This is a genomic window from Streptomyces sp. NPDC057697, from assembly GCF_042799335.1.
GTDB lineage: Bacteria > Actinomycetota > Actinomycetes > Streptomycetales > Streptomycetaceae > Streptomyces.
This window is the reverse complement of record NZ_JBHVJA010000002.1, coordinates 231,086-251,554: the sequence shown is the minus strand read 5'-3', so window position 1 is coordinate 251,554 and position 20,469 is coordinate 231,086. Positions and strand designations below refer to the sequence as shown.

Sequence of the window (20,469 nt, the reverse complement as noted above, 5' to 3'; positions counted from 1 at the left end):
GGAAGTACGCGCTCTCCGGGGCGAGTTGGACGGGCGGTGCGGGTGGGGTGGCTGGAGTGGGCGAGGTGATTGGGATGACTGGGATGGCTGGGATGAGTGGGGTGACTGAGGTGAGTGCGGTAGCTGGGAGGGGTGCGGTGGTTGAGATGGGTGCGGTGACTGGGAGGGCAGTGGTGAGCTGGATGAGTGCAGTGTGTGCGGTGAGTGCGGTGCGGTGCCGGCTGTGTCCCTGGTCATCCCGTTGCCCCCAGTGGTTCCTTGGTGTGCGCGGTGGGCCCGCCCTGCCCGGACGGAGCGTCGCCTTCCGGGCGTGAAGGGTCCGGATCGGGGTGCGGACCGTGGGCCGGGGCCTCGGGTGCTCCGAGCAGTAGGCGCAGCACCGCCTCGACGGCGTCGGCCCGTGTCTCGTCCAGCACCGGGGCGAATCCGGGTGCCGTCGCGCCGGGCCCCGTACCGCTGTCCGCGCCCGCCGGGCCTCCGGCTGCGGACGGGCCCCGTCCCACGAGCTCGCCCAGGGTGCGCCGCACGCCCGCCTCGTACGCCGAGAAGGTACGGCGCAGCAGTGGCAGCACGTCGTCGAACAGGTCGGCGGGGACCCCGGTGAGCCAGGCGTCGACCAGGCCGAAGAGCCGCTCGTCGTGGACGAGCAGCATGCCTCCGCCCGCGGCCCCGCCGACGAACCCCTCGATCCAGGCCGCCGCGTCGGCCGGGGGTGTGCCGGGTGAGAGGGCCAGGCCCATCAGCCGTGCCGCGTCGTCCTCCGCGAGCCGTCCTTCGTCGAGCAGCAGGCGGGTCGCGCGTCCCCGGACGAGCCCCGCGACGGCGTCCCGGGCGGCGAGCTTGTGCAGGACGGCCGTCCAGCGCTCGCGGAGTCCGTCCGGGTCCATGCCGGGGTGGGTGGGCGTGGCCCCGGTGAGCAGCCCGATCGCGGTGTGGACGGCGTCCGTCCGGGCACGCAGCGCCTCGGCTCCGTCCGCGTCGAGCCCGGTGCAGGCGGGTGGCAGGCCGACGCAGATCCGCTCGGCGAGCCCGGCGGCGACCTCGCCGAGTGCCGCGGTGTCCGTGGACCGGACGTCGCCGTAGCGCAGGGTGCGGGCGAGCGCGGGCAGGGCGTCGGCGAGGTGGCCGACGTCGGCGTCGAGCGCCGCGCGGTCGGCGAGGGCCCGCATCACGACGGGGAGCGCGTCGGGCAGTTCGGCCAGGAGGCACTGTTCGGCGAGTGCGGTGATCTCGGCGAGCGCGGTCGCCGACGCCGCCTGGGACGCGGCCTTGGCGGTCGCCGCGGAGAGCACGGTGGTGCCCCAGGTCCCGGCTTCCGCGACCTGTACGTACAGCTCGGGTTCCCAGCGCAGCCGCCAGTTCTCCCGGAAGGTGCCGGTGCTCGCCCGGCCGGTGGCGGGCTCGCCCCAGTCGACGGCGAGGACGCGCAGCCGGTGGAGCAGTCTGCTGCGGGCCGCGTCGTTCTCCTTGCGCAGGTCGAGTTCGAGCTCCCGCTCCGTCGCCTCCGGTTTGAGCCGGAGCGTGCGCTGGCGACGGGTGAGGTCGCGCTGGAGCGGGACGGCGGGGGCGGTGTCCGGCACCTGGCCGAGGGCCTCCCCGACGGTCAGCCGGTCGTGGACGAGTGCGAGCGGCACATCGGATCCCTCGCACATCACGGCGCGGATCGCGTCGGTCGTCTCGCCCAGTCCGGCGAGCGGGCGGCCGCGCAGGGCGGCCAGGCTCCCGGCGAGCCGGACGGCCTCGATGACATGGGCCGGCGACACGAACCTGTCCTCGTCGCGCAGGAGTCCGGCGGCCTTCGTCATCCATCGCTCGATCGGGCGGTCCGGGGCGTCGAAGAGGTGGCCGTACCAGCCGGGCGCGTCGATGCCCGCCCCGTATCCGCTCCGCCGGGCCAGTCGCCGGTGCGACCAGGGCACCCAGGTCAGCTCGGCCTTGACCCTGGGCAGTCCCTTGAGCAGGGCGCGGTCGGCGGTGAGCGTGGTCCGCGTACCGAGCGCGGGGACGTGCCAGGCGCCGCAGACGACCGCGATGTCGTCGCCGAACTCCTTCGCCGCCTTGCGCAGTTGGATCCGCATGTACGCCTCGCGGACGGCGTCACGGGGGTGCCCGCCGTCGCCGTGCACCTCGCGCAGGGCGGTCATCGCCTCGGCGAGCGCGGCGAACGGCGCTCCGGGGTCGACGGCTCCGCCGTCTCCGGCACGGTGTTCGACGACGTCCTCCCACCAGCGCTCCGGGTCGTCGTGGCCCGCCGCCTCGGCGAGGACGCCGATGGGGTCGACCGGGGCACGTGCGGCCGGTCCGGCTTCGCCGGGGGCGTCCGCCAGGCCCGCCACGCCGTCCGTCTCCCCGGGCCCGTCCCGTCCCTCGTCCCCGGCGCCGTCCGCCGCGTGTTCCGCGGCCCGCGCCATGGCCAGGGAATGCGCGGCGGGCAGGTCGATGAACCGTACGGGGACGCCGTGTTCGAGGCCCCAGCGGAGCGCGACCCACTCGGGCGAGAAGGCGGCCATCGGCCAGAACGCCGACTGCCCCGGGTCGTCGACGGCATGGGCGAGCAGCGCGACCGGTGGCCGCATCCGCTCGTCGGCGGCGAGCGACAGCAGCGCGTCCGCCTCCGGGGGACCCTCGACGAGCACGGCGCGCGGGCGGGCGTCCTCCAGCGCGGCGAGCACGGCGCGGGCCGAGCCCGGTCCGTGGTGCCGCACCCCCAGCAGCAGCGGTCCCCGGGGGCGCCCGGCCCGGGTCATGCGGATACCTCGCGGCAGGCCCGGTAGAAGTCCTTCCACCCGTCCCGCTCGCGGACCACCGTCTCCAGGTACTCCTGCCAGACCACACGGTCGGCCACCGGATCGCGGACGACCACGCCGAGGATGCCCGCCGCCACGTCGCCGGGGCGCAGCACTCCGTCCCCGAAGTGGGCGGCCAGGGCGAGCCCGTTGGTGACGACGGAGATCGCCTCGGCCGTCGACAGCGTCCCCGAGGGGGACTTGAGTCTGGTGCGGCCGTCCGTGGTGACTCCGTCGCGCAGTTCGCGGAAGACCGTGACGACGCGCCGGATCTCGGCCATGCCGTCCGGCGCGGCCGGGAGGTCGAGCGAGCTCCCGATCTGGTCGACGCGCCGGGCCACGATGTCGACCTCGGCGTCGGGAGTGGCCGGCAGCGGGAGCACCACGGTGTTGAAGCGGCGGCGCAGCGCGCTGGACAGCTCGTTGACCCCCCGGTCGCGGTCGTTGGCGGTGGCGATGACATTGAATCCGCGGACCGCCTGGACCTCCTGGCCCAGCTCGGGGACGGGGAGCGTCTTCTCCGACAGGATCGTGATGAGCGAGTCCTGTACATCGGCGGGGATACGGGTGAGCTCCTCGATACGCGCGGTCGTGCCGCCGGACATGGCGCGCATGAGCGGACTGGGCACCATGGCCTCGCGGCTGGGTCCGTGCGCGAGCAGCTGGGCGTAGTTCCAGCCGTAACGGATGGCCTCTTCGGGGGTGCCCGCCGTGCCCTGGACGAGCAGGGTCGAATCGCCGCTGACGGCGGCCGCGAGATGCTCCGACACCCAGGTCTTGGCGGTGCCAGGAACGCCGAGGAGCAGCAGGGCCCGGTCGGTGGCGAGGGTGGTCACGGCGACTTCGACGAGGCGGCGCGGGCCCACGTACTTCGGTGTGATCACGGTGCCGTCCGGCAGGGCACCGCCGAGCAGGTAGGTGGCGACGGCCCATGGGGAGAGCTTCCAACGGGCGGGGCGCGGGCGGTCGTCGGCCGCGGCGAGGGCCTTCAGCTCATGGGCGAAGGCGTCCTCGGCGTGCGGCCGGAGCGCCTGTGCGCCGACAGCGGCGGTGGCGGTGGTTTCGGACACGGTCATGGAATCCCCCTCCGGATCGGTCGACCCGATGTGCTCACCACCGTGCACCACGCCACTGACAATCGGTCATGTCCGCAGGTCAGGGCGATTGTCAGTGGGGCGCCCTACCGTCGTTGGCATGCTGCTATCTCACGGGGGAGAACCCTTGCGCGCCGCCGGCCGGGTGGCGTGCTGGACGGTGGAGCAGGTACTGGCCCTCGCTCCTGACGACGCGTCGCGCGGGGCGGGGAGCGCTCTGGGTGCGTCCGGTTCCTGGTCGGGCGGCGGGTGCGACGGTTCGGGTGCGGTGTGGGGCGTGTACAAGGGGGGCGGAAGCACGCCGTACCGGACGGTGGTGGACACCACCGGCCCCGCGTACAGCTGTAGTTGCCCCAGCCGGAGGCTCCCGTGCAAGCATGCGCTGGGGCTGCTGCTGGGCTGGGCGTCGGGCGCATCGGCCCTGCCCGCGGGCGAGGCGCCGGACTGGGCCGGTGAGTGGCTGGCGGGGCGCCGCGAGCGGTCGGCGGGGGCGGCGGAGCAGCGGACGGCGGGCGCCCCGGCCGCGGGCCCGGCCGACCCGGAGGCCGCGCGGCGGCGGGCCGAGCGCCGCGCGGAGCGGATCACCGGCGGCGCGCAGGAGCTGGAGGAGCGGCTGGCCGATCTGCTGCGCGGTGGGCTGGCGGCGGCCGATCAGCCGGGATACGGACTCTGGGAGGAGACGGCGGCCCGCATGGTCGACGCGCAGGCGCCCGGACTGGCGGCGCGGGTGCGGGGGTTGGGCGCCGTCGTCGCCTCCGGGCCGGGCTGGCCGGTGCGGCTGCTGGAGGAGTGCGCGCTGCTGCATCTGCTGGACAGCGCCTGGCTGGGGATCGGCCGGCTGCCGGAGCCCCTGGCGGCCACGGTTCGCGGCCGGGTGGGGCTGACGGCTCCCGCCGAGGGGCCGCCGGTCCGCGACCACTGGCTGGTCCTCGCCCGGTACGACACCCCGGACGGCCGGATCGTCGCGCGGCGCATCTGGCTGTACGGCAGGAATTCGGGCCGCACGGCCCTGCTGCTCTCCTTCGGGGCGGCCGGACGCTCCCCCGGCCCGGCACTGGCGGTGGGCGACACGGTCGACGCCGAGCTCACGCCGTACCCGGGCGCGGGCCGGCTGCGGGCGGAGCTGGGACGGCAGTTCGACATGCCGCCCCCGGCCGATGCGCCCGCCCCGCCGGGCTCCACGACAGCGGCCGCGATCGGGGCGTACGGAGACGCCCTGCGGGAGGACCCCTGGCTGGACGCCTGGCCGGTGGTGCTCCGCGACGTCATACCCGTGCCGTCCGGGGACGGCTGGCAACTGGTCGACGCGGTGGACGGCGCAGGGGACACGGCGGGCGGTGCGCTGCCCGTCGCCCCGGCCGCTCTGTCGCGGCCGGGGCTGTGGAGGCTCGTCGCACTCTCCGGGGGCGCTCCGGTCACGGTCTTCGGCGAGTGCGGCCACCGAGGCTTCGAGCCGTTCGCGGCCTGGTCCACCGACGCCGGGGACGACGCGGCGTACGGGCCCGTGGCGCTTGTCTGACGGCGGGACGGCGCCCACGCCCGACGACGAACCGCGCCACTCGCCCGGCCGCAGGGCAGCGCCACTCGCCCCACGACGGAACCGGTCCCGCTCGTCGTCACTCACCGCCCACCACTCACCCGGCGACCGGCCCATGCCTCCATCGGCATCAGCCACTCGCTACTCATCGCTCATCGCTCATCGCGCACTACTCACCGTTCGCCGTTCGCCGTTCGCCGTTCGCCGTTCGCCGTTCGCCAGACGTTGGATCCGAAGATTCCGGAGGGGGACTCCATGCCCGGCACCGTCACATCCATCCTGTGGGAAGAACTCGTCACCACGGCACTGCTCGGCACCGACCGGCGTCCGGCAAGCGCGGGCGGCGGGCCCGCCGGGCTGCTGGACGCGGCGGCGCGGCACACCCTGCGGCGCAGGGCGGGGCTCCTGCCCGCCGCCCCCGCCGCCCGGCCCGATCCGGCGCCCGCCGACCCGCGACCCCCGCTGCCACCGGCCGCCCGGCGCAGACTCGCCCAGCTGCTGGCCGACCGGTCGGCATCGGGCGGCTCGGGCGGTCGGCGCGGTGCGGCCCCCGATCTCACGGAGCTGATCCCGCAGTGGCTGTCCACCGCCAACCAGCAGGGCTTCCGGGCCCCCGCCGAACTGCTCCCGGCCCTGCTCGACGCGGCCAGGGCCCGTACGGATCTACGGCCGCACGCGCTGGCCTTCGCCGGACCGCGCGGGCTGTGGCTGGCCGGGCTGAACCCCGAGTGGGCCTTCGCTCTGCGCGGCTCCTCCGGCGGCTCCCGGCTGCCCGGCCCGGCCGAGCCGGAGGCGGTCGCCCGGCTGTGGGAGGAGGGCCTGTTCGCCGAGCGGGTCGCGGTGCTCGGGGCCGTCCGGGCGCACGACCCCGCCGGAGCGCTCGCCCTGCTCGGGACCACCTGGACCACCGAGCGTGCCGAGGACCGGCTGATGTTCCTCGACTCGCTGCGCTCCGGGCTCTCCCCACTGGACGAGCCCTTCCTGGAACAGGCCCTCTCCGACCGCAGCCGTAGCGTCCGCTCGACGGCCGCCGAACTGCTCTCCGCGCTGCCGGAGTCGGCGCTCGCCGGCCGGATGGCGTCCCGCGCTCTGTCCTGTGTCGGTCCGGACCTCAACGGCGACGAGCCCTCGGTCGCCGTGGAGGCGCCGCACGAGTGCGACGCCCCGATGGAGCGCGACGGCGTGGTGGCGGTGCCTCCGGCCGGACGGGGTGAACGGTCTTGGTGGCTGGGCCAGTTGGTGGAGGCGACGCCGCTCGCCACCTGGCCCGCGCGGTTCGGCGGGCGCTCGGCGGCGGAGATCGTCGGCCTCCCGGTCGCGGACGGCTGGGCCGAGGAGCTGCATGCGGCCTGGTGCCGGGCCACGGTGCGGCAGCGGAACCCCGAGTGGGCCCGCGCGCTGCTCGGGGCGCCCTCCCTGCCCCCGGCGAGCGGTCCCGGTACGTCCTCGCTCGCCGAACGGGCGAAGCTCCTCGGCATACTCCCCGCCGCCGAACGGGGCGGCTGGGTGGCCGACTTCATCGCCGCGCACGGGCTGTCGGAGGCCTTCCAGCTCCTGGGGGTCTGCCCGACGCCCTGGGTCGAGCCGCTGGGCCGCGCGGTGGTGGACGCCTTGGACATCGCCCGGGACGCGGGCAGCTATCCCTGGAGTTTCAGCGGAGTGATGGGCCTCGCCGAACGCTGCCTCAACCCGGCCGAGGCGGACCGGCTGGAAGTTCTCACCACCACTCCGGACGAACCGGAGGACGCCTCGCCGGGCGCCAATGGCTACTGGTCCGAGGCCTTCCAACGGCTGGTCTCCACCTTGCGGCTGCGCGCGGCGATGGACGCGGAGCTGATACCGGCCTGAAACGCGACCGGCGCCGGAGCGGCCCCGGCCCGGACCCGGCCGCCCCGTACGGGAGGGGCCGAACGGGCGACGACGGGGCGGGCGCCGACCGCACCGAGCACCTGGAACCATGGGGCGCGGCCCCCAGACCACACGCCTCAGGCCCTGGACACGACCCGCAGAGCCACACACCGCAAGGCTGGACGCGACCCGCAGGACCAACCGCCTCAAGCCATGGCCACGAACCCCAGAGCCACACACCGCAAGCCCTGAAACCGCCCCGCAGAGCCACACACCGCAAGGCTGGACACGCCCCGCAGTACCAACCGCCGGAAGCCCTGCCCTGGCCTGCGTGGCCTGCCCTGGCCTGGCCTGTCCTGCCCTGGCCGCAGCCAGGGGCCCGGATGCCTCAGGCTTCCGCGGGGTGGCGGACGTTCGCGTTGACCCACTCGACGATCGACGTCGTGGTGGCGCCCGGGGTGAAGATCTCCGCGACGCCCTGGTCCTTCAGCGGGGCGATGTCCTCCTCCGGGATGATGCCGCCGCCGAAGACCTTGATGTCCTCCGCCTCGCGCTCCTTCAGCAGTTCGATCACCTTGGCGAAGAGGGTGTTGTGCGCGCCGGAGAGGATCGAGAGGCCGATCGCGTCGGCGTCCTCCTGGATCGCGGTGTCCACGATCTGCTCGGGGGTCTGGTGGAGCCCGGTGTAGATGACCTCCATACCCGCGTCGCGCAGCGCCCTCGCGATCACCTTGGCCCCGCGATCATGGCCGTCCAGGCCCGGCTTCGCCACCACCACACGGATCGGACCGGTCACACCCATCACTGCCTCCACATGCGTCTCCCGTGCCTGAAGGGCCGGGGATGTGAACGAACGTTATCTACAGCATCCCGCAAGCCGTCGTTTCGCGGTGGACGGGGAGGGGGAAATCACACATGGGACATGTTCACCGGGCGCCGTTCCCGCATCGCGCGGCACGCCTGCCGCGCGGGACCGGCCGCCAGGGGAGCCGCGACGAGGTCGCCGTACCACCGTGCCGCCAGCCGCGCGGCACGGTGGTACGGGCTGCCCGTTCCGCCGGCCGAGGGTGCGCCGGAGGTCACGGAGCCGCCTCCCCGCCCACCGAAGCAGGAGGTCGGCCATGGAGGTCCTGCCTTTCCTTCCGTCGCTGCTGCGCCTGCCGCGTCCGTGCCCCGCCCCGCCATCGGTCCCGCTGCTGAAGGCCACCGCGCTGGAGCTGCTGGTCCTCACCGGCCATGTGCTCCTCTACCCCACGGGCATCACCGGGGAACGGCGGGCCGCGCAGCCTCCGCCGGGTCCGCGCACCGCCCCCTCCGGCGCCACCCCCACCGCCCCGGCCGGGGCCCCCGCCCCGCCCGCCGGGGACGACGAGCGTCCTCCGGTCATCCTTCTGCACGGTTTCATCGACAACCGCTCGGTCTTCGTCCTGCTGCGCCGTTCCCTCGCCCGGCACGGCTGGCGCCACCTGGAATCGCTCAACTACTCACCGTTGACCTGCGACATCCGGACGGCGGCCGAGCTGCTCGCACGCCATGTCGAGGAGATCTGCGCACGCACCGGTCACCAGGAGGTCGACATCGTCGGGCACAGCCTCGGCGGCCTGATCGCCCGCTACTACGTCCAGCGACTGGGCGGCGACCAGCGGGTCCGCACCCTGGTCACCCTCGGCGCACCGCACGGCGGCACGGCCGTCGCCCCGCTGGCGAGCGCTCACCCCATCGTGCGGCAGATGCGTACGGGATCCGCGCCGATCGAGGAGCTGCGCAGGCCCGCACCCGGCTGCCGCACCCGGTTCGTCAGCTTCTGGAGCGAGCTCGACCGGGTGATCGTCCCGGCCGAGGCGGCCCGCATCGACCATCCGGACCTGGACGCGCAGAACGTCCGCGTCACCGGGATCGGCCATCTCGCGCTGCCCGCGCACCCGACGGTCGCCGCCGCGGTCCGGCAGGCGCTGGAATCCCGCGCACCGGCGCCCGGAACGATCGGAACCGCGGGGGCCGCGTGAGCCGCACCGACGGCCAGGGACACCACAAATAGAACGGGTTTCGAACATAGAGCCAAGGCTGTGTGCGCAGTCCGTCGAAAGACGGCCGATTGCCCGTTTCCTGAGTCGCCCACGGCCGCCGAAGATTGTCGGCGTCAGGTACCGCCGGGTACAGTCGCGGCCACTGCTCCCCCTGGGATTCCCCCGCCGGAACCCAGAGCAGAGGTCCTGCTGCCGAGGCGAGAGAGAAGTTGGTGAACGACCAGCACCCCCACGCCGGGTACGCCGGATACGACAGCGAGGCGACCGGCAGCTTCGACGCCGACCCGCTCTTCGGCTCGCTCCCCGGCGGCCACGACGGCGCGTACGGCAACGGCTACGGTGCCGGGCAGTCCGGTTACAGCGGCCAGTACGACTCCACCCAGTGGGACACGGGAGCACACCCGACCACCTCGTACGACGCCTACGCCCCCTACGCCGCGCAGCCCCAGCAGCAGTACACGGCGGACCCGGCCTACGGGACGACGGCCGCCTGGACGCCCACGGCCGACTACGGCACGGACGCGACCACCGCCACCGCCACGTTCCCCGGCATTCCGGCCCAGGGCGGCGCCCAGGACAGCACGGGACAGTGGGACACCACCGGCTGGCACACGAACGGCCAGTGGGCCACGGGCGACACGACCGGGTACGACAGCGGCGCGTACGACGCCACCGCCTGGAACACCGGCGCCACGCCCGACCACGACCAGCATCTGACACACCCCGCGGAGACCGCGGAATTCGCACAGGTGTCGCATGAAGCGCCGCCCGCGCCCGAGGCGCACAAAAGCTACGGGACCGGGACCTACACCGACCTGGGCTCCTACGAGTCCTACCTCGACGACGGACCGGACGACACGGACCACCTCGACCGCACGGGCCACGTCGATCACATCGACCGCACGGACCACGTCGACCACGTCGACCACGACCACCGCACGGGCCACGACGACCGCATGGACGACGCGGACGAGCCCGGCGGCACCGGGGTCACCGACGCCGCGGACGCCGTGCCCGGCTCCCGCCGTACCGTCAGCCGCCCCGCCACCCGCAACGGCGGCGGCCGCAGCCGGCGGCGCTCCCCCGCGAAGCGCTCCGCGCTCCTCACCGTCGCCATCCCCTCCGCCTGCGTGATGAGCGTGGCCGGTATCGCCGCCGCCTCCGTGGGCGGGCTGGGCGGCGAGGACACGAAGGACGACAACACCGCGATGGCGGCGGCCGACTCCGGCACCGTCAAGCCGGTCGCGGCCAACAACAAGCTGGACACCCAGCTCGCCAACCTCAGCGCCGACGCCGAGAACTTCGCCGACCGGGCCAGCCGCACCCAGGAGCGCATCGACCTGCGGGAGCGACAGGCCGCCGAGAAGAAGAAGCGCGAGGCGGAGGCCGCCCGCAAGGAGGCCCTGCGTCCCAAGTTCGTCCTGCCGGTCAAACGGCACGGCCTCAGCGCGTACTTCGGCCAGGCGGGCGTCAACTGGATGTCCGTGCACACGGGCATCGACTTCCCCGTCTTCGAGGGCACGCCCGTGATGGCCGCGACGGACGGCACCGTGCGCACCCAACTGAACAGCGCCTACGGGAACATGGCCATCGTCACCATGGCCGACGGGACCGAGACCTGGTACTGCCACCTCAGCAGCACCAAGATCCGCTCCGGCCCGGTCAAGGCCGGTGACGTCATCGCGTACTCGGGCGACACCGGGAACTCCACCGGCCCGCACCTGCACTTCGAGGTGCGCCCCGGCGGCGGCGCGGCGGTGGACCCGCTGCCCTGGCTCCGCAGCCACGGCGTCAACCCGACCTGACCCCGCCACGACGGGTCCGCCCCCGAACCGGCCGCCCCGGACGTCCGGGCGGCCGCCCCGGACGTCCGTCGCTCCGGGACGGCTCCGCCTACAGCTTCTCGACGCCTACAGCTTCTCGACCGGCGCGTACCGCAGCAGCAGCTTCTTCGGCCGCTCGTCGCCGAAGTCGACCGTGGCCTTCGCCTGGTCGCCGATGCCCTCGACCGCCGTCACCGTGCCGAGCCCGAACTGGTCGTGGGTGACCCGGTCCCCGACGGAGAGGCTGATCGTCGGCTTGTCCGAGCTCCGGCGGGTCGCGAAGCCCGAGGGGCCGGAGCGCGCACGCGACGAGGACAGCGAGGACGTGATCCCCGAGGTGGGACCGGCCGGAGCCGCCATCGGCCCGGTCCGCTTCCACTCCAGGTGCTGGTCCGGGATCTCCTCCAGGAACCGCGACGGCGGGTTGTACGAGGGCTGCCCCCACGCGCTGCGCATCGCCGCCCGGGTCAGATACAGCCGCTCACGGGCCCGGGTGATGCCGACGTAGGCGAGCCGCCGCTCCTCCTCCAGCTCCTTCACCTGCCCCAGCGCCCGCATGTGCGGGAAGACGCCGTCCTCCATGCCCGTCAGGAAGACGACCGGGAATTCGAGGCCCTTGGCGGTGTGCAGGGTCATCAGCGTGATGACGCCGGAGCCGTCCTCGTCCTCGTCGGGGATCTGGTCGGAGTCGGCGACGAGGGCGACCTTCTCCAGGAACTCGGCGAGCGTGCCCGTACCGGCGCCGGTGGCCGGGGCGGTCTCCTCGTCCGCCGCCGCCCGCTCCTGCTCGAACTCCAGGGCCACGGAGGCCAGCTCCTGGAGGTTCTCGATCCGGGTCTCGTCCTGCGGGTCGGTGGAGGCCTGGAGCTCGGCGAGGTAGCCGGTGCGCTCCAGGACGGCCTCCAGGACCACCGCCGGGCCCGCGCCCGACTCGACGATCGTGCGCAGCTCCTCCATCAGCGTGTTGAACCGCTTGACGGCGTTGGCCGAGCGGGCCGCCATGCCGTACGCCTCGTCGACCCGGCGCAGCGCCTGCGGGAAGGTGATCTTCTCGCGCAGGGAGAGGGCGTCGATCATCGCCTCGGCGCGGTCGCCGATGCCGCGCTTGGGCACGTTGAGGATGCGGCGCAGCGGGACGGTGTCCTCCGGATTGGCGAGGACGCGCAGATAGGCCAGGATGTCCCGGACCTCCTTGCGCTCGTAGAAGCGCACGCCGCCGACGACCTTGTAGGGCAGGCCGACGCGGATGAAGATCTCTTCGAAGACACGGGACTGCGCGTTCGTCCGGTAGAAGATCGCCACGTCGCCGGCCTTGGCGTCGCCCGCGTCGGTCAGCCGGTCGATCTCGTCGGCGACGAACTGCGCCTCGTCGTGCTCGGTGTCGGCGACGTAGCCGGTGATCCGGGCGCCCGTTCCGGCGTTGGTCCAGAGGTTCTTGGGGCGGCGGCTCTCATTGCGTTCGATGACCGCGTTGGCGGCGGACAGGATCGTCTGCGTGGAGCGGTAGTTCTGCTCCAGGAGGATCGTCGTCGCGTTCGGGTAGTCCTCCTCGAACTGGAGGATGTTGCGGATGGTCGCGCCGCGGAAGGCGTAGATCGACTGGTCCGCGTCACCGACCACGCACAGCTCGGCCGGGGCGTCGTCCTCGCCTGCCGGGCCGACCAGCTCGCGCACCAGGGTGTACTGGGCGTGGTTGGTGTCCTGGTACTCGTCGACCAGGACGTGCCGGAAGCGGCGGCGGTAGTGCTCGGCGACGTCCGGGAACGCCTGGAGCAGGTGGACCGTCGTCATGATGATGTCGTCGAAGTCCAGCGCGTTGGCCTCGCGGAGCCGGGACTGGTACATCGCGTAGGCCTGGGCGAGGGTCTTCTCGAAGCCGTCCGCAGCCTGGCCCGCGAAGGTCTCCTCGTCGATCAGCTCGTTCTTCAGGTTGGAGACCTTGGCCGTGAACGACTTCGGCGGGAAGCGCTTCGGGTCGAGGTCGAGATCGCGGCAGACCAGGGCCATCAGCCGCTTGGAGTCGGCGGCGTCGTAGATGGAGAACGAGGAGGTGAAGCCGAGCCGCTTCGACTCGCGACGCAGGATGCGCACGCACGCGCTGTGGAAGGTCATGACCCACATGGCGTTGGCGCGCGGTCCGACGAGCTGCTCGACGCGCTCCTTCATCTCGCCCGCGGCCTTGTTGGTGAAGGTGATCGCCAGGATCTGGCCGGGGTGCACCCCGCGTTCCGCGAGGAGGTGGGCGATCCGGTGGGTCAGCACCCGGGTCTTGCCGGACCCGGCCCCGGCGACGATGAGCAGCGGGGAGCCCGCGTGGACGACGGCGGCGCGCTGCTCGGTGTTCAGCCCGTCGAGAAGCGCCGCGGGGTCGATGACGGGGCGGTGCGCGCCGTCGCGGTAGTAGGCGTCCCGGGGCGGCGGGGGCCCGTCGAACACGCCCGCGAAGAGGTCCTCCGGCACCGCTTCGGGTGCGGAGTCCTCGGGGGGCGGCGGGGGCTCTTCCTCCGAGTGCTGGAGGCCGGCCAGGAAGCTGTCGTCAAAGAGGCTGCTCATCGCTTGTCGAGTCTAGGCCCTGTCTTCACACTGCCGTCTGCCGTTCGAAGACAGGGCCCAGGCCGCCGCACCGACACCCGGGGGCCGCATGACCAACCGCACACGGCCGGGGCACACAGAGAGAGCGCACGCCCACTCCCCGTGAGGGAATCCGGCCGTCGGCGCCCCTCCTCTGCAAGGTCACGAAAATGTATCGGGCATATCGAACATCAACCTTCACAGCAGCGCCACGGGTTGGCTAGCGTGCTCGGCCGGGCGGCCCGTACCCCCTTGAGGCGAACCACGCCGAGCGGGCGCCCCCGCCGAATCCGGCCTGCCCGCACGGGAGTCCGGAACCGGGGACCCAGACGCAGTACCGGGGTGAATCGGTCCTTGTCCCCCACTCGGACCGTAGGGCAGCCTTCCGATCCGCCCGAACCCGACAGCTAACCCGGTAGGCGGTCCACGGAAGGAGATGCCGTCGTGGCATCGCATCGCAAACCGCGCCCCCGGGTGCGCACCACCGGACCAGCCGTCGGGCTCACCACTGCGGCGCTGGCCTCCGTGACCCTGCTCTCCACGCAGAGCGCCGTGGCCGCGCCCGGCCCGAAGCCGAGCGTCGAGGACGTACAGAAGAAGGTCGACGCCCTCTACCGGCAGGCGGGCACCGCGACCCAGCAGTACAACCAGGCGAAGGAGGCCGCCACCGCCCAGCGCGCCAAGGTCGACGCCCTGCTGGACGATGTCGCCCGGCGTGCCGACAAGCTCAACGACGCGCGCAGGGAGCTGGGCACCTACGCGGCCGCGCAGTACCGCAGCGGCTCCCTCACGCCGAGCGCCACGTTCTTCCTGGCCGACGACCCGCAGTCGTACTTCGACCAGAGCCAGCTGATGGACCGGATGACCAGCCGGCAGCAGAAGGCGGTCACGGATTTCCGCACCGAGCAGGCGAAGGCCGCCAAGAAGCGCTCCGAGGCGGTGCGGAGCCTGGAGACGCTGACGACGACGCAGGCGGCGCTGCGCACCAGCAAGCAGGACGTGCGGAAGAAGCTGGGCGAGGCGCGCACGCTGCTGTCGAAGCTGACCGCCGAGGAGAAGGCGCGGCTCGCGGAGATCGAACGGAAGAAGGAGGCGGAGGCCCGGCGCAAGGCGCGGGAGCTGGCCGAGCGGCAGGCCGCCGCGAAGGCCGAGGCGGACCACAAGGCCGAGGAGGACGCGAAGGGGTCGGGCGGCGGTACGGGGACGGGCACCGGGACCGGCTCGGGCAGCGCCGCCACCACCAAGGCCGGACAGGTCCTCGCGTTCGCCAGGGCCCAGCTCGGAAAGCCGTACGTATGGGGCGCGACGGGCCCGGCGTCCTACGACTGCTCCGGGCTGACCCAGGCCGCGTGGAAGTCCGCCGGGGTGGACATACCCCGGACCACCTGGGACCAGGTCAAGACCGGCACCCGGGTCGCCACGGCGGACCTGCGGCCGGGAGACCTCGTCTTCTTCTACGACGACATCAGTCACGTCGGCATCTACAAGGGCGACGGGATGATGATCCACGCACCGAAGCCCGGGGCGAACGTCCGCGAGGAGTCGATCTACTACATGCCGATCTACGGCAGCGTGCGCCCGGCGTAGCGGCCCCGACGCGTCGCGCCGCCCGGGTGCCGGGGGCGGCGCGGCGCGGGCGGGATCAGGTCCAGAGCGTGGCGATGAAGATGTTGAGGACCGTCAGCCCGCCGACCGCCGCGAAGGCGCCCTTGTCGGCCTTCTCGTCGTCCCGCTTGACGTAGACGAGCGCGAGGACGACGACCAGGACCAGCAGCTTGACGCCGATCTTGATGTTGTTCACATGGTTGCCGTCGGCCTCGTTCAGCCCGACCAGCGCGACACCGGTGACCAGCATGGTCAGCGCGCCGTGCAGCATCGCCGGGACGAACCGGGCCGTGCCCGCGCCCATCGCCTTCATCTGGGTCAGGAACCCTCCCAGCAGCGAGGCGATGCCGATGATGTGCAGGGCGACGAGGGCATGAATGAGTACGTCCATGAGGCCGCAGCCTAGCTCCGGTCATATCACCACTCGGAAGGCAGGTATACCTTTCCTGGCACCTCACAGGGGCCCGTACCAATTGCCTGACTCTGATGGCATTTCTCCGGTCACTTGGCGACAATGCCACGCCAAGTTCGGACAATAAGCGTCATTACGACTCCTGCCCGTGCCCTGGGTTTAGCGTCCTTGAGCAGGTGACCGGCTTCACCGCCGCTCCGTACGCGGACGGCGCACCGGTCGCCCCGCCGAGGATTCCGGTGGCGGGCCGCTCCCCTTGCCGAGGCCCGCCACCGCCCCCGGCGGGCCCGCCGGTAGCCCCCGACGGGCAGTCGTCAGGAAGGACGCACGCCCTCGTGGCAGCGCACCGAAAACCCAAGCAGCGCCCCTGCACCGGCCCTGCTGCCCGCACCGCCGCGACCCTCGCCCTGGCCGGGGCCGCCACCGCCGCGGCCCTGCCGGGACCGGCGCACGCCGACCCGCAGCGCACCCCCGCCCAGGTCAGGAGCGAGGTCGACCGGCTGTACCACGACGCGGAGGTCGCCACCGAGCAGTACAACGGCGCGAAGGAGAAGGCGTCCGCCGCCGAGGACGCCCTCGACGAGCTGCGCGACGAGGCCGCCCGCAGGACCGAGCGCCTCAACGCCTCGCGCGACGCGCTGGGCTCGTTCGCCGCCGCGCAGTACCGCGGCGGCGGGCTCGACCCGTCCGTGCAGCTGGCCCTCTCCTCCGACCCCGACCAGTACCTGGAGCGGGCGGCGTACCTGGACCGCGTCGGCGACCGCCAGGCCACCGCGCTCGACAAGGTCCGGCGGCAGGTCGCCCGGATCGCCACCCTGCGCGCACAGGCCAAGGACGAGCAGGCCGCGCTGGCCGCCCGCCAGGCCGAGCTGAAGAAGCACCGGGCGACGGTCACCGCCAAGCTGGCCGAGGCGCGCCGGCTCCTCGCCCGGCTGACCCCGCCCGAGCGCTCCGCCTACGAGGACTCCGGCCAGGGGCGCGACACCGGCCGCGCCGACCGCTCCACCGCGCGCGGCCCGGTCCGCGCACCGAACGCCCGCGCCGCCGCGGCCGTGGCGTTCGCGTACGGGGCCCTCGGCAAGCCGTACGTCTGGGGCGCCACCGGCCCCTCCTCGTTCGACTGCTCCGGGCTCACCCAGGCCGCCTGGCGCTCCGCCGGGGTCTCCCTCCCCCGGACCACGTACACCCAGATCAACACCGGGCGGCGCGTCTCCCGCTCCGAACTCGCCCCGGGCGACCTGGTGTTCTTCTTCTCCGGCATCAGCCATGTGGGGCTCTACATCGGTAACGGGCAGATGATCCACGCCCCGCACCCCGGGGCTCCGGTCCGGATCGCGCCGATCGACCAGATGCCGTTCGCCGGGGCGGCGCGGGTGGCATAGGCCCCTCCCTTCCGGCCCCCGCCGGTACGCGCGGCACCGGGGCACGCGGGCCCGGCCTGATCCGACCGAGGTCCGGGCCGATCGCACCGTGCGCGCATGCCGACGAGACGTCAACCAGACGTCCGGGCGGCGCTGTTGGCCGCCGCTCTCCGGTGCGGGCGGTCGCGCGGAGCGACAGCCCGGTCGGCGCGGTGCACCCGGGGCCGGAGGCCGGATCGCGGCAACGCGGTCACCCGCTCCCGCCCGGACGCCGTCGCCGCGCAGCGAGCCGACTGCCCGCGAAGGGCCCGGCCCGTCACGGCCGGTGACCCGAGCCGGAGAACCGGGGAGCTTCCGGGGCGGGACAGCCCTTAAACCCTGTCCTAGACTCCCGACTCCGACCGGGTCGGCCCGTCACGGGTCGGCCCGCCGCCGACCAACCGGCCGAAGGACGACCCCACATGCCCATGGACGCCGATGTCCAGACCCATGCCCGTACGCTCGCCCAGCGGTCCCCGGACCACCTCCGGGTCGGGCCCTTCACCGTGCGGTACAACCCCGGCTGGTCCCTGAAGTACGCCAATTACGCCATACCCGACCAGGGCGCCGAGCCGACGGCCGAGGAGGTCGACGCGCTGGTCGCGGCGTTCCGCGCGCACGACCGGCTGCCCCGGCTGGAGTTCCTGCCCGGCACGGCGCCCGCGGTCGAACCCGCGCTGCTCGCCGCCGGATTCACCGTCGAGAACCGGGCCCCGATCATGGCCTGCGCGCCGGGCGGGCTGGTGCCGCCGAAGCAGGTGGACGGCCTCACGATCGCCGAACCGGCCACCGACGAGGAACTGGCCGCCGCCGCGCTCGTCCAGCACCACGGATACGGCGGAACCGGCGAGCCCGAGGCCGGTGTGGCGGACTGGCTGCGCACGGCGGCCCGGGACGGCGGGGTCGCGGCCCTCGCCACGGTCGACGGCGCACCGGCGGGCGCGGGCGGCTGTTCCGTCCCGGTCGACGGCCTGACCGAGCTGGCCGGTCTCGCCGTCGCCGACGGCTTCCGGCGCCGCGGCATCGGCGCCGCGCTCTCCGCCCATCTGACCGCGACCGCCTTCGCACGCGGCTGCCGGGTGGTCTGGCTGGAGCCGGGCGACGCCGATGTCGAGCGGATCTACGCGGCCATCGGCTTCCGCAGGGTCGGCGAGAAGCTCAACATCTCGCTCGAACCGGCCTGACGGGGCCCCACCCGTCGGGGCTCAGACCAGCCGCCGGGCGGTGGCCCACCGGGTCAGCTCGTGGCGATTGGAGAGCTGGAGCTTGCGCAGCACCGCCGAGACGTGCGACTCGACCGTCTTCACCGAGATGAAGAGCTGCTTGGCGATCTCCTTGTACGCGTAGCCGCGGGCGATCAGCCGCAGGACCTCGCGCTCGCGCTGGGTGAGACGGTCCAGGTCCTCGTCGACGGGGGGCGCGTCCGTGGAGGCGAAGGCGTCGAGGACGAAGCCGGCCAGCCGGGGCGAGAACACCGCGTCGCCGTCCTGGACCCGGAAGACCGAGTCGACCAGGTCGGTGCCGGTGATGGTCTTGGTGACATAGCCCCGGGCACCGCCGCGGATGACGCCGATGACGTCCTCCGCGGCGTCCGAGACGGACAGCGCCAGGAACCGCACCGGGTTCTCCACGGCCCCCATCAGCGGGGCGCAGCGGCGCAGCACCTCGACGCCGCCGCCGCCGGGGAGATGGACGTCGAGGAGGACGACCTCGGGGCGGGTCGCCGTGATGACGTTGACCGCCTGGTCGACGTCGGCGGCCTCGCCGATCACCTCGACGCCGGTCTCCTCGGTGCGGCCGATCTCGGCCTGGACGCCGGTGCGGAACATCCGGTGGTCGTCGACGAGCACGACCCGTACCCGGCGCTCCGGGCCCCCGGCCGCTGCCTCAGTGGTCTTGGTCATCGCTCGCCCTCTCCATCTCCAGTTCGACTTCCGTGCCCCCGCCGGGCACCGGACGCAGACGCGCCGTCCCGCCGTTGCGCTGCATCCGGCCGATGATTGATTCTCGTACGCCCATTCTGTCGTCCGGCACGGAATCCAGGTCGAAGCCCGGACCCCGGTCGCGTACCGAGACGAAGACCGTGCGGCCCTCGACCTCCGCGTAGACCTGCACGGCGCCGCCCTCGCCACCGTACTTGGCGGCGTTGACCATGGCTTCGCGGGCGGCCTGCATCTGTGCGGTCAGCCGTTCGTCCAGCGGGCAGTCGCCCACGACGACGACCTCCAGCGGGACGCCGTGCTTGTCCTCGACCTCGGCGGCGGCGCGCTTGACCGCCTCGGCGAGGGTCGCGGGTTCGTCGGCCTCGTCCTTGCCGGTGCCCTCGGGGTTGTAGAGCCAGTTGCGCAGCTCGCGTTCCTGGGCGCGGGCGAGCCTGCGGACCTCGCCCGCGTCCTCCGCGTTGCGCTGGATCAGGGTGAGGGTGTGCAGCACGGAGTCGTGGACGTGGGCGGCCACCTCGGCACGTTCCTGGGCCCGGATGCGCATCAGGCGTTCCTCGGAGAGGTCCTGGGTCATGCGGACGAGATAGGGCCCGGCCAGCAGCGCGATTCCGGTGAGGACGGCGATGGCCGCGGTCAGGACGTTGCCGAGCTGGGCGGCGGAGCCGCGCACCACCATGAAGACGGCCAGGCCCAGGCCGACCAGGGCGACCCCGGCCAGTCCGCGGGCCAGGTGCAGGACCCGGCGGCGGCTGCCGACCTCCATCCAGCGGGCGCGCCGGGCGTTGTCGGCCTGCCGCCACACCAGTACGGAACCGGCGCCGATCAGCAGCGTGGGCCAGATGTAGCGGTTGGCCCCGCTGCCCATGTCGACGTTGCCGACGAAGATCATGGCGCCGAAGAGCAGCGCGATCAGGGCGAAGACCTGGCCCTTGTCGGGTTTGCGGAGCCGGCGCCGGCCGTCCGGGGCGGTCTCGAAGACCGAGCGCGGCGCCTCGACGCCGCCGACGCCGAGCGGGACGACGATCCAGAAGACGGCGTAGAGCAGCGCGCCGAGGCCGTCCGCGAAGAACAGGCCGAGGAAGACGAACCGCACCCAGACGACGGGCAGCCCGAGATGTCCGGCGAGGCCGCGCGCGACACCGCCGAGCAGCCGTCCGTCGGCGCTGCGGTACAGCTTGCGCTGCGGTGGCTCCTCCGGGTCTGCGCTGCGGGGGCTGGTGGCGCGGGTCGTGGCGGCTGGCATGCCCCGATCGTCACATGTCCGCGCGGGTGGTGGCATCAGGGTCGGTCCCCCAGTCGACCCTGAGCCGGGACCGGTGCGAGGGTCCGGCCGGTTCCGCCCGCGGACGGGCCCGGTCTCGGGGGCCGTCCGGCCAATATCAGGGAACGGCCAGGGTCGGTGCGGGTCCCGGTCGGGCTTCCG

General features: G+C 73.4%; 15 protein-coding genes and 1 riboswitch. Of the genes, 7 read left to right on the top strand and 8 right to left on the bottom strand.

Annotated features, from left to right (window positions below; all coding sequences use genetic code 11):
- Positions 1-233 precede the first annotated feature (233 nt).
- Both ACFVFH_RS06280 and ACFVFH_RS06275 read right to left on the bottom strand, forming a co-directional pair.
- Entirely contained in the window at positions 234-2,747 is a 2,514-nt protein-coding gene (locus ACFVFH_RS06280) for a DUF5682 family protein (protein WP_383764128.1), read from the bottom strand.
- A complete protein-coding gene (locus tag ACFVFH_RS06275) occupies positions 2,744-3,862 on the bottom strand; it encodes an AAA family ATPase (protein WP_383764126.1) in 1,119 nt (372 codons plus the stop codon). Before ACFVFH_RS06275 ends, ACFVFH_RS06280 begins: the two co-directional genes overlap by 4 nt.
- 118 nt (positions 3,863-3,980) lie before the next feature.
- Here ACFVFH_RS06275 and ACFVFH_RS06270 point away from each other — a divergent pair, with 118 nt between their 5' ends.
- Complete coding sequence (locus ACFVFH_RS06270; protein WP_383764124.1) at positions 3,981-5,399, top strand: SWIM zinc finger family protein; 1,419 nt, start codon at positions 3,981-3,983, stop codon at positions 5,397-5,399.
- A gap of 273 nt (positions 5,400-5,672) precedes the next feature.
- Positions 5,673-7,265: a DUF5691 domain-containing protein gene (locus ACFVFH_RS06265; protein ID WP_383764122.1), complete on the top strand. Its 1,593-nt coding sequence runs from the start codon at positions 5,673-5,675 to the stop codon at positions 7,263-7,265.
- A gap of 388 nt (positions 7,266-7,653) precedes the next feature.
- Here the strand turns inward: ACFVFH_RS06265 and ACFVFH_RS06260 are convergent, their stop codons facing one another.
- Positions 7,654-8,067, bottom strand: a complete 414-nt coding sequence (locus tag ACFVFH_RS06260; RefSeq protein ID WP_383764120.1) for a cobalamin B12-binding domain-containing protein — start codon at positions 8,065-8,067, stop codon at positions 7,654-7,656.
- Positions 8,068-8,174: 107 nt separating this feature from the next.
- Positions 8,175-8,348 carry a hypothetical protein gene (locus ACFVFH_RS06255; protein WP_383764117.1) on the bottom strand — a complete coding sequence of 58 codons (174 nt, stop codon included), beginning with the start codon at positions 8,346-8,348 and terminating at the stop codon, positions 8,175-8,177.
- Positions 8,349-8,386: 38 nt separating this feature from the next.
- Here ACFVFH_RS06255 and ACFVFH_RS06250 point away from each other — a divergent pair, with 38 nt between their 5' ends.
- On the top strand, positions 8,387-9,271 hold the full coding sequence (locus ACFVFH_RS06250; RefSeq protein WP_383764115.1) for an esterase/lipase family protein: 885 nt from the start codon (positions 8,387-8,389) through the stop codon (positions 9,269-9,271).
- 233 nt (positions 9,272-9,504) lie between these two features.
- Positions 9,505-11,097 carry a M23 family metallopeptidase gene (locus ACFVFH_RS06245; protein WP_383764112.1) on the top strand — a complete coding sequence of 531 codons (1,593 nt, stop codon included), beginning with the start codon at positions 9,505-9,507 and terminating at the stop codon, positions 11,095-11,097.
- A 105-nt stretch (positions 11,098-11,202) separates the two neighbouring features.
- Here ACFVFH_RS06245 and pcrA read toward each other — a convergent pair whose 3' ends face one another.
- Positions 11,203-13,668 (bottom strand): DNA helicase PcrA, encoded by a 2,466-nt coding sequence (gene pcrA / locus ACFVFH_RS06240; RefSeq protein WP_383764109.1) that lies wholly within the window; start codon positions 13,666-13,668, stop codon positions 11,203-11,205.
- 290 nt (positions 13,669-13,958) lie between these two features.
- A riboswitch (cyclic di-AMP (ydaO/yuaA leader) is annotated at positions 13,959-14,124 on the top strand.
- A 6-nt stretch (positions 14,125-14,130) separates the two neighbouring features.
- Here pcrA and ACFVFH_RS06235 point away from each other — a divergent pair.
- Positions 14,131-15,273 (top strand): NlpC/P60 family protein, encoded by a 1,143-nt coding sequence (locus tag ACFVFH_RS06235; RefSeq protein WP_383764106.1) that lies wholly within the window; start codon positions 14,131-14,133, stop codon positions 15,271-15,273.
- Positions 15,274-15,328: 55 nt separating this feature from the next.
- Here ACFVFH_RS06235 and ACFVFH_RS06230 read toward each other — a convergent pair whose 3' ends face one another.
- A complete protein-coding gene (locus ACFVFH_RS06230) occupies positions 15,329-15,682 on the bottom strand; it encodes a hypothetical protein (protein WP_383764103.1) in 354 nt (117 codons plus the stop codon).
- Between the two features lie 356 nt (positions 15,683-16,038).
- On the opposite strand from ACFVFH_RS06230, the gene ACFVFH_RS06225 reads away from it, so the two are divergent.
- Together ACFVFH_RS06225 and ACFVFH_RS06220 are read left to right on the top strand one after the other, a co-directional pair.
- Positions 16,039-17,085 (top strand): NlpC/P60 family protein, encoded by a 1,047-nt coding sequence (locus ACFVFH_RS06225; protein WP_383764101.1) that lies wholly within the window; start codon positions 16,039-16,041, stop codon positions 17,083-17,085.
- 440 nt (positions 17,086-17,525) lie between these two features.
- Positions 17,526-18,287 (top strand): GNAT family N-acetyltransferase, encoded by a 762-nt coding sequence (locus tag ACFVFH_RS06220; RefSeq protein ID WP_383764098.1) that lies wholly within the window; start codon positions 17,526-17,528, stop codon positions 18,285-18,287.
- Between the two features lie 21 nt (positions 18,288-18,308).
- On the opposite strand, the gene ACFVFH_RS06215 is transcribed toward ACFVFH_RS06220, so the two are convergent.
- A complete protein-coding gene (locus ACFVFH_RS06215; RefSeq protein ID WP_383764095.1) occupies positions 18,309-19,007 on the bottom strand; it encodes a LuxR C-terminal-related transcriptional regulator in 699 nt (232 codons plus the stop codon).
- Complete coding sequence (locus tag ACFVFH_RS06210) at positions 18,991-20,289, bottom strand: PspC domain-containing protein (protein WP_383764092.1); 1,299 nt, start codon at positions 20,287-20,289, stop codon at positions 18,991-18,993. The genes ACFVFH_RS06215 and ACFVFH_RS06210 overlap by 17 nt, the downstream gene beginning before the upstream one ends.
- Between the last annotated feature and the right edge of the window lie 180 nt (positions 20,290-20,469).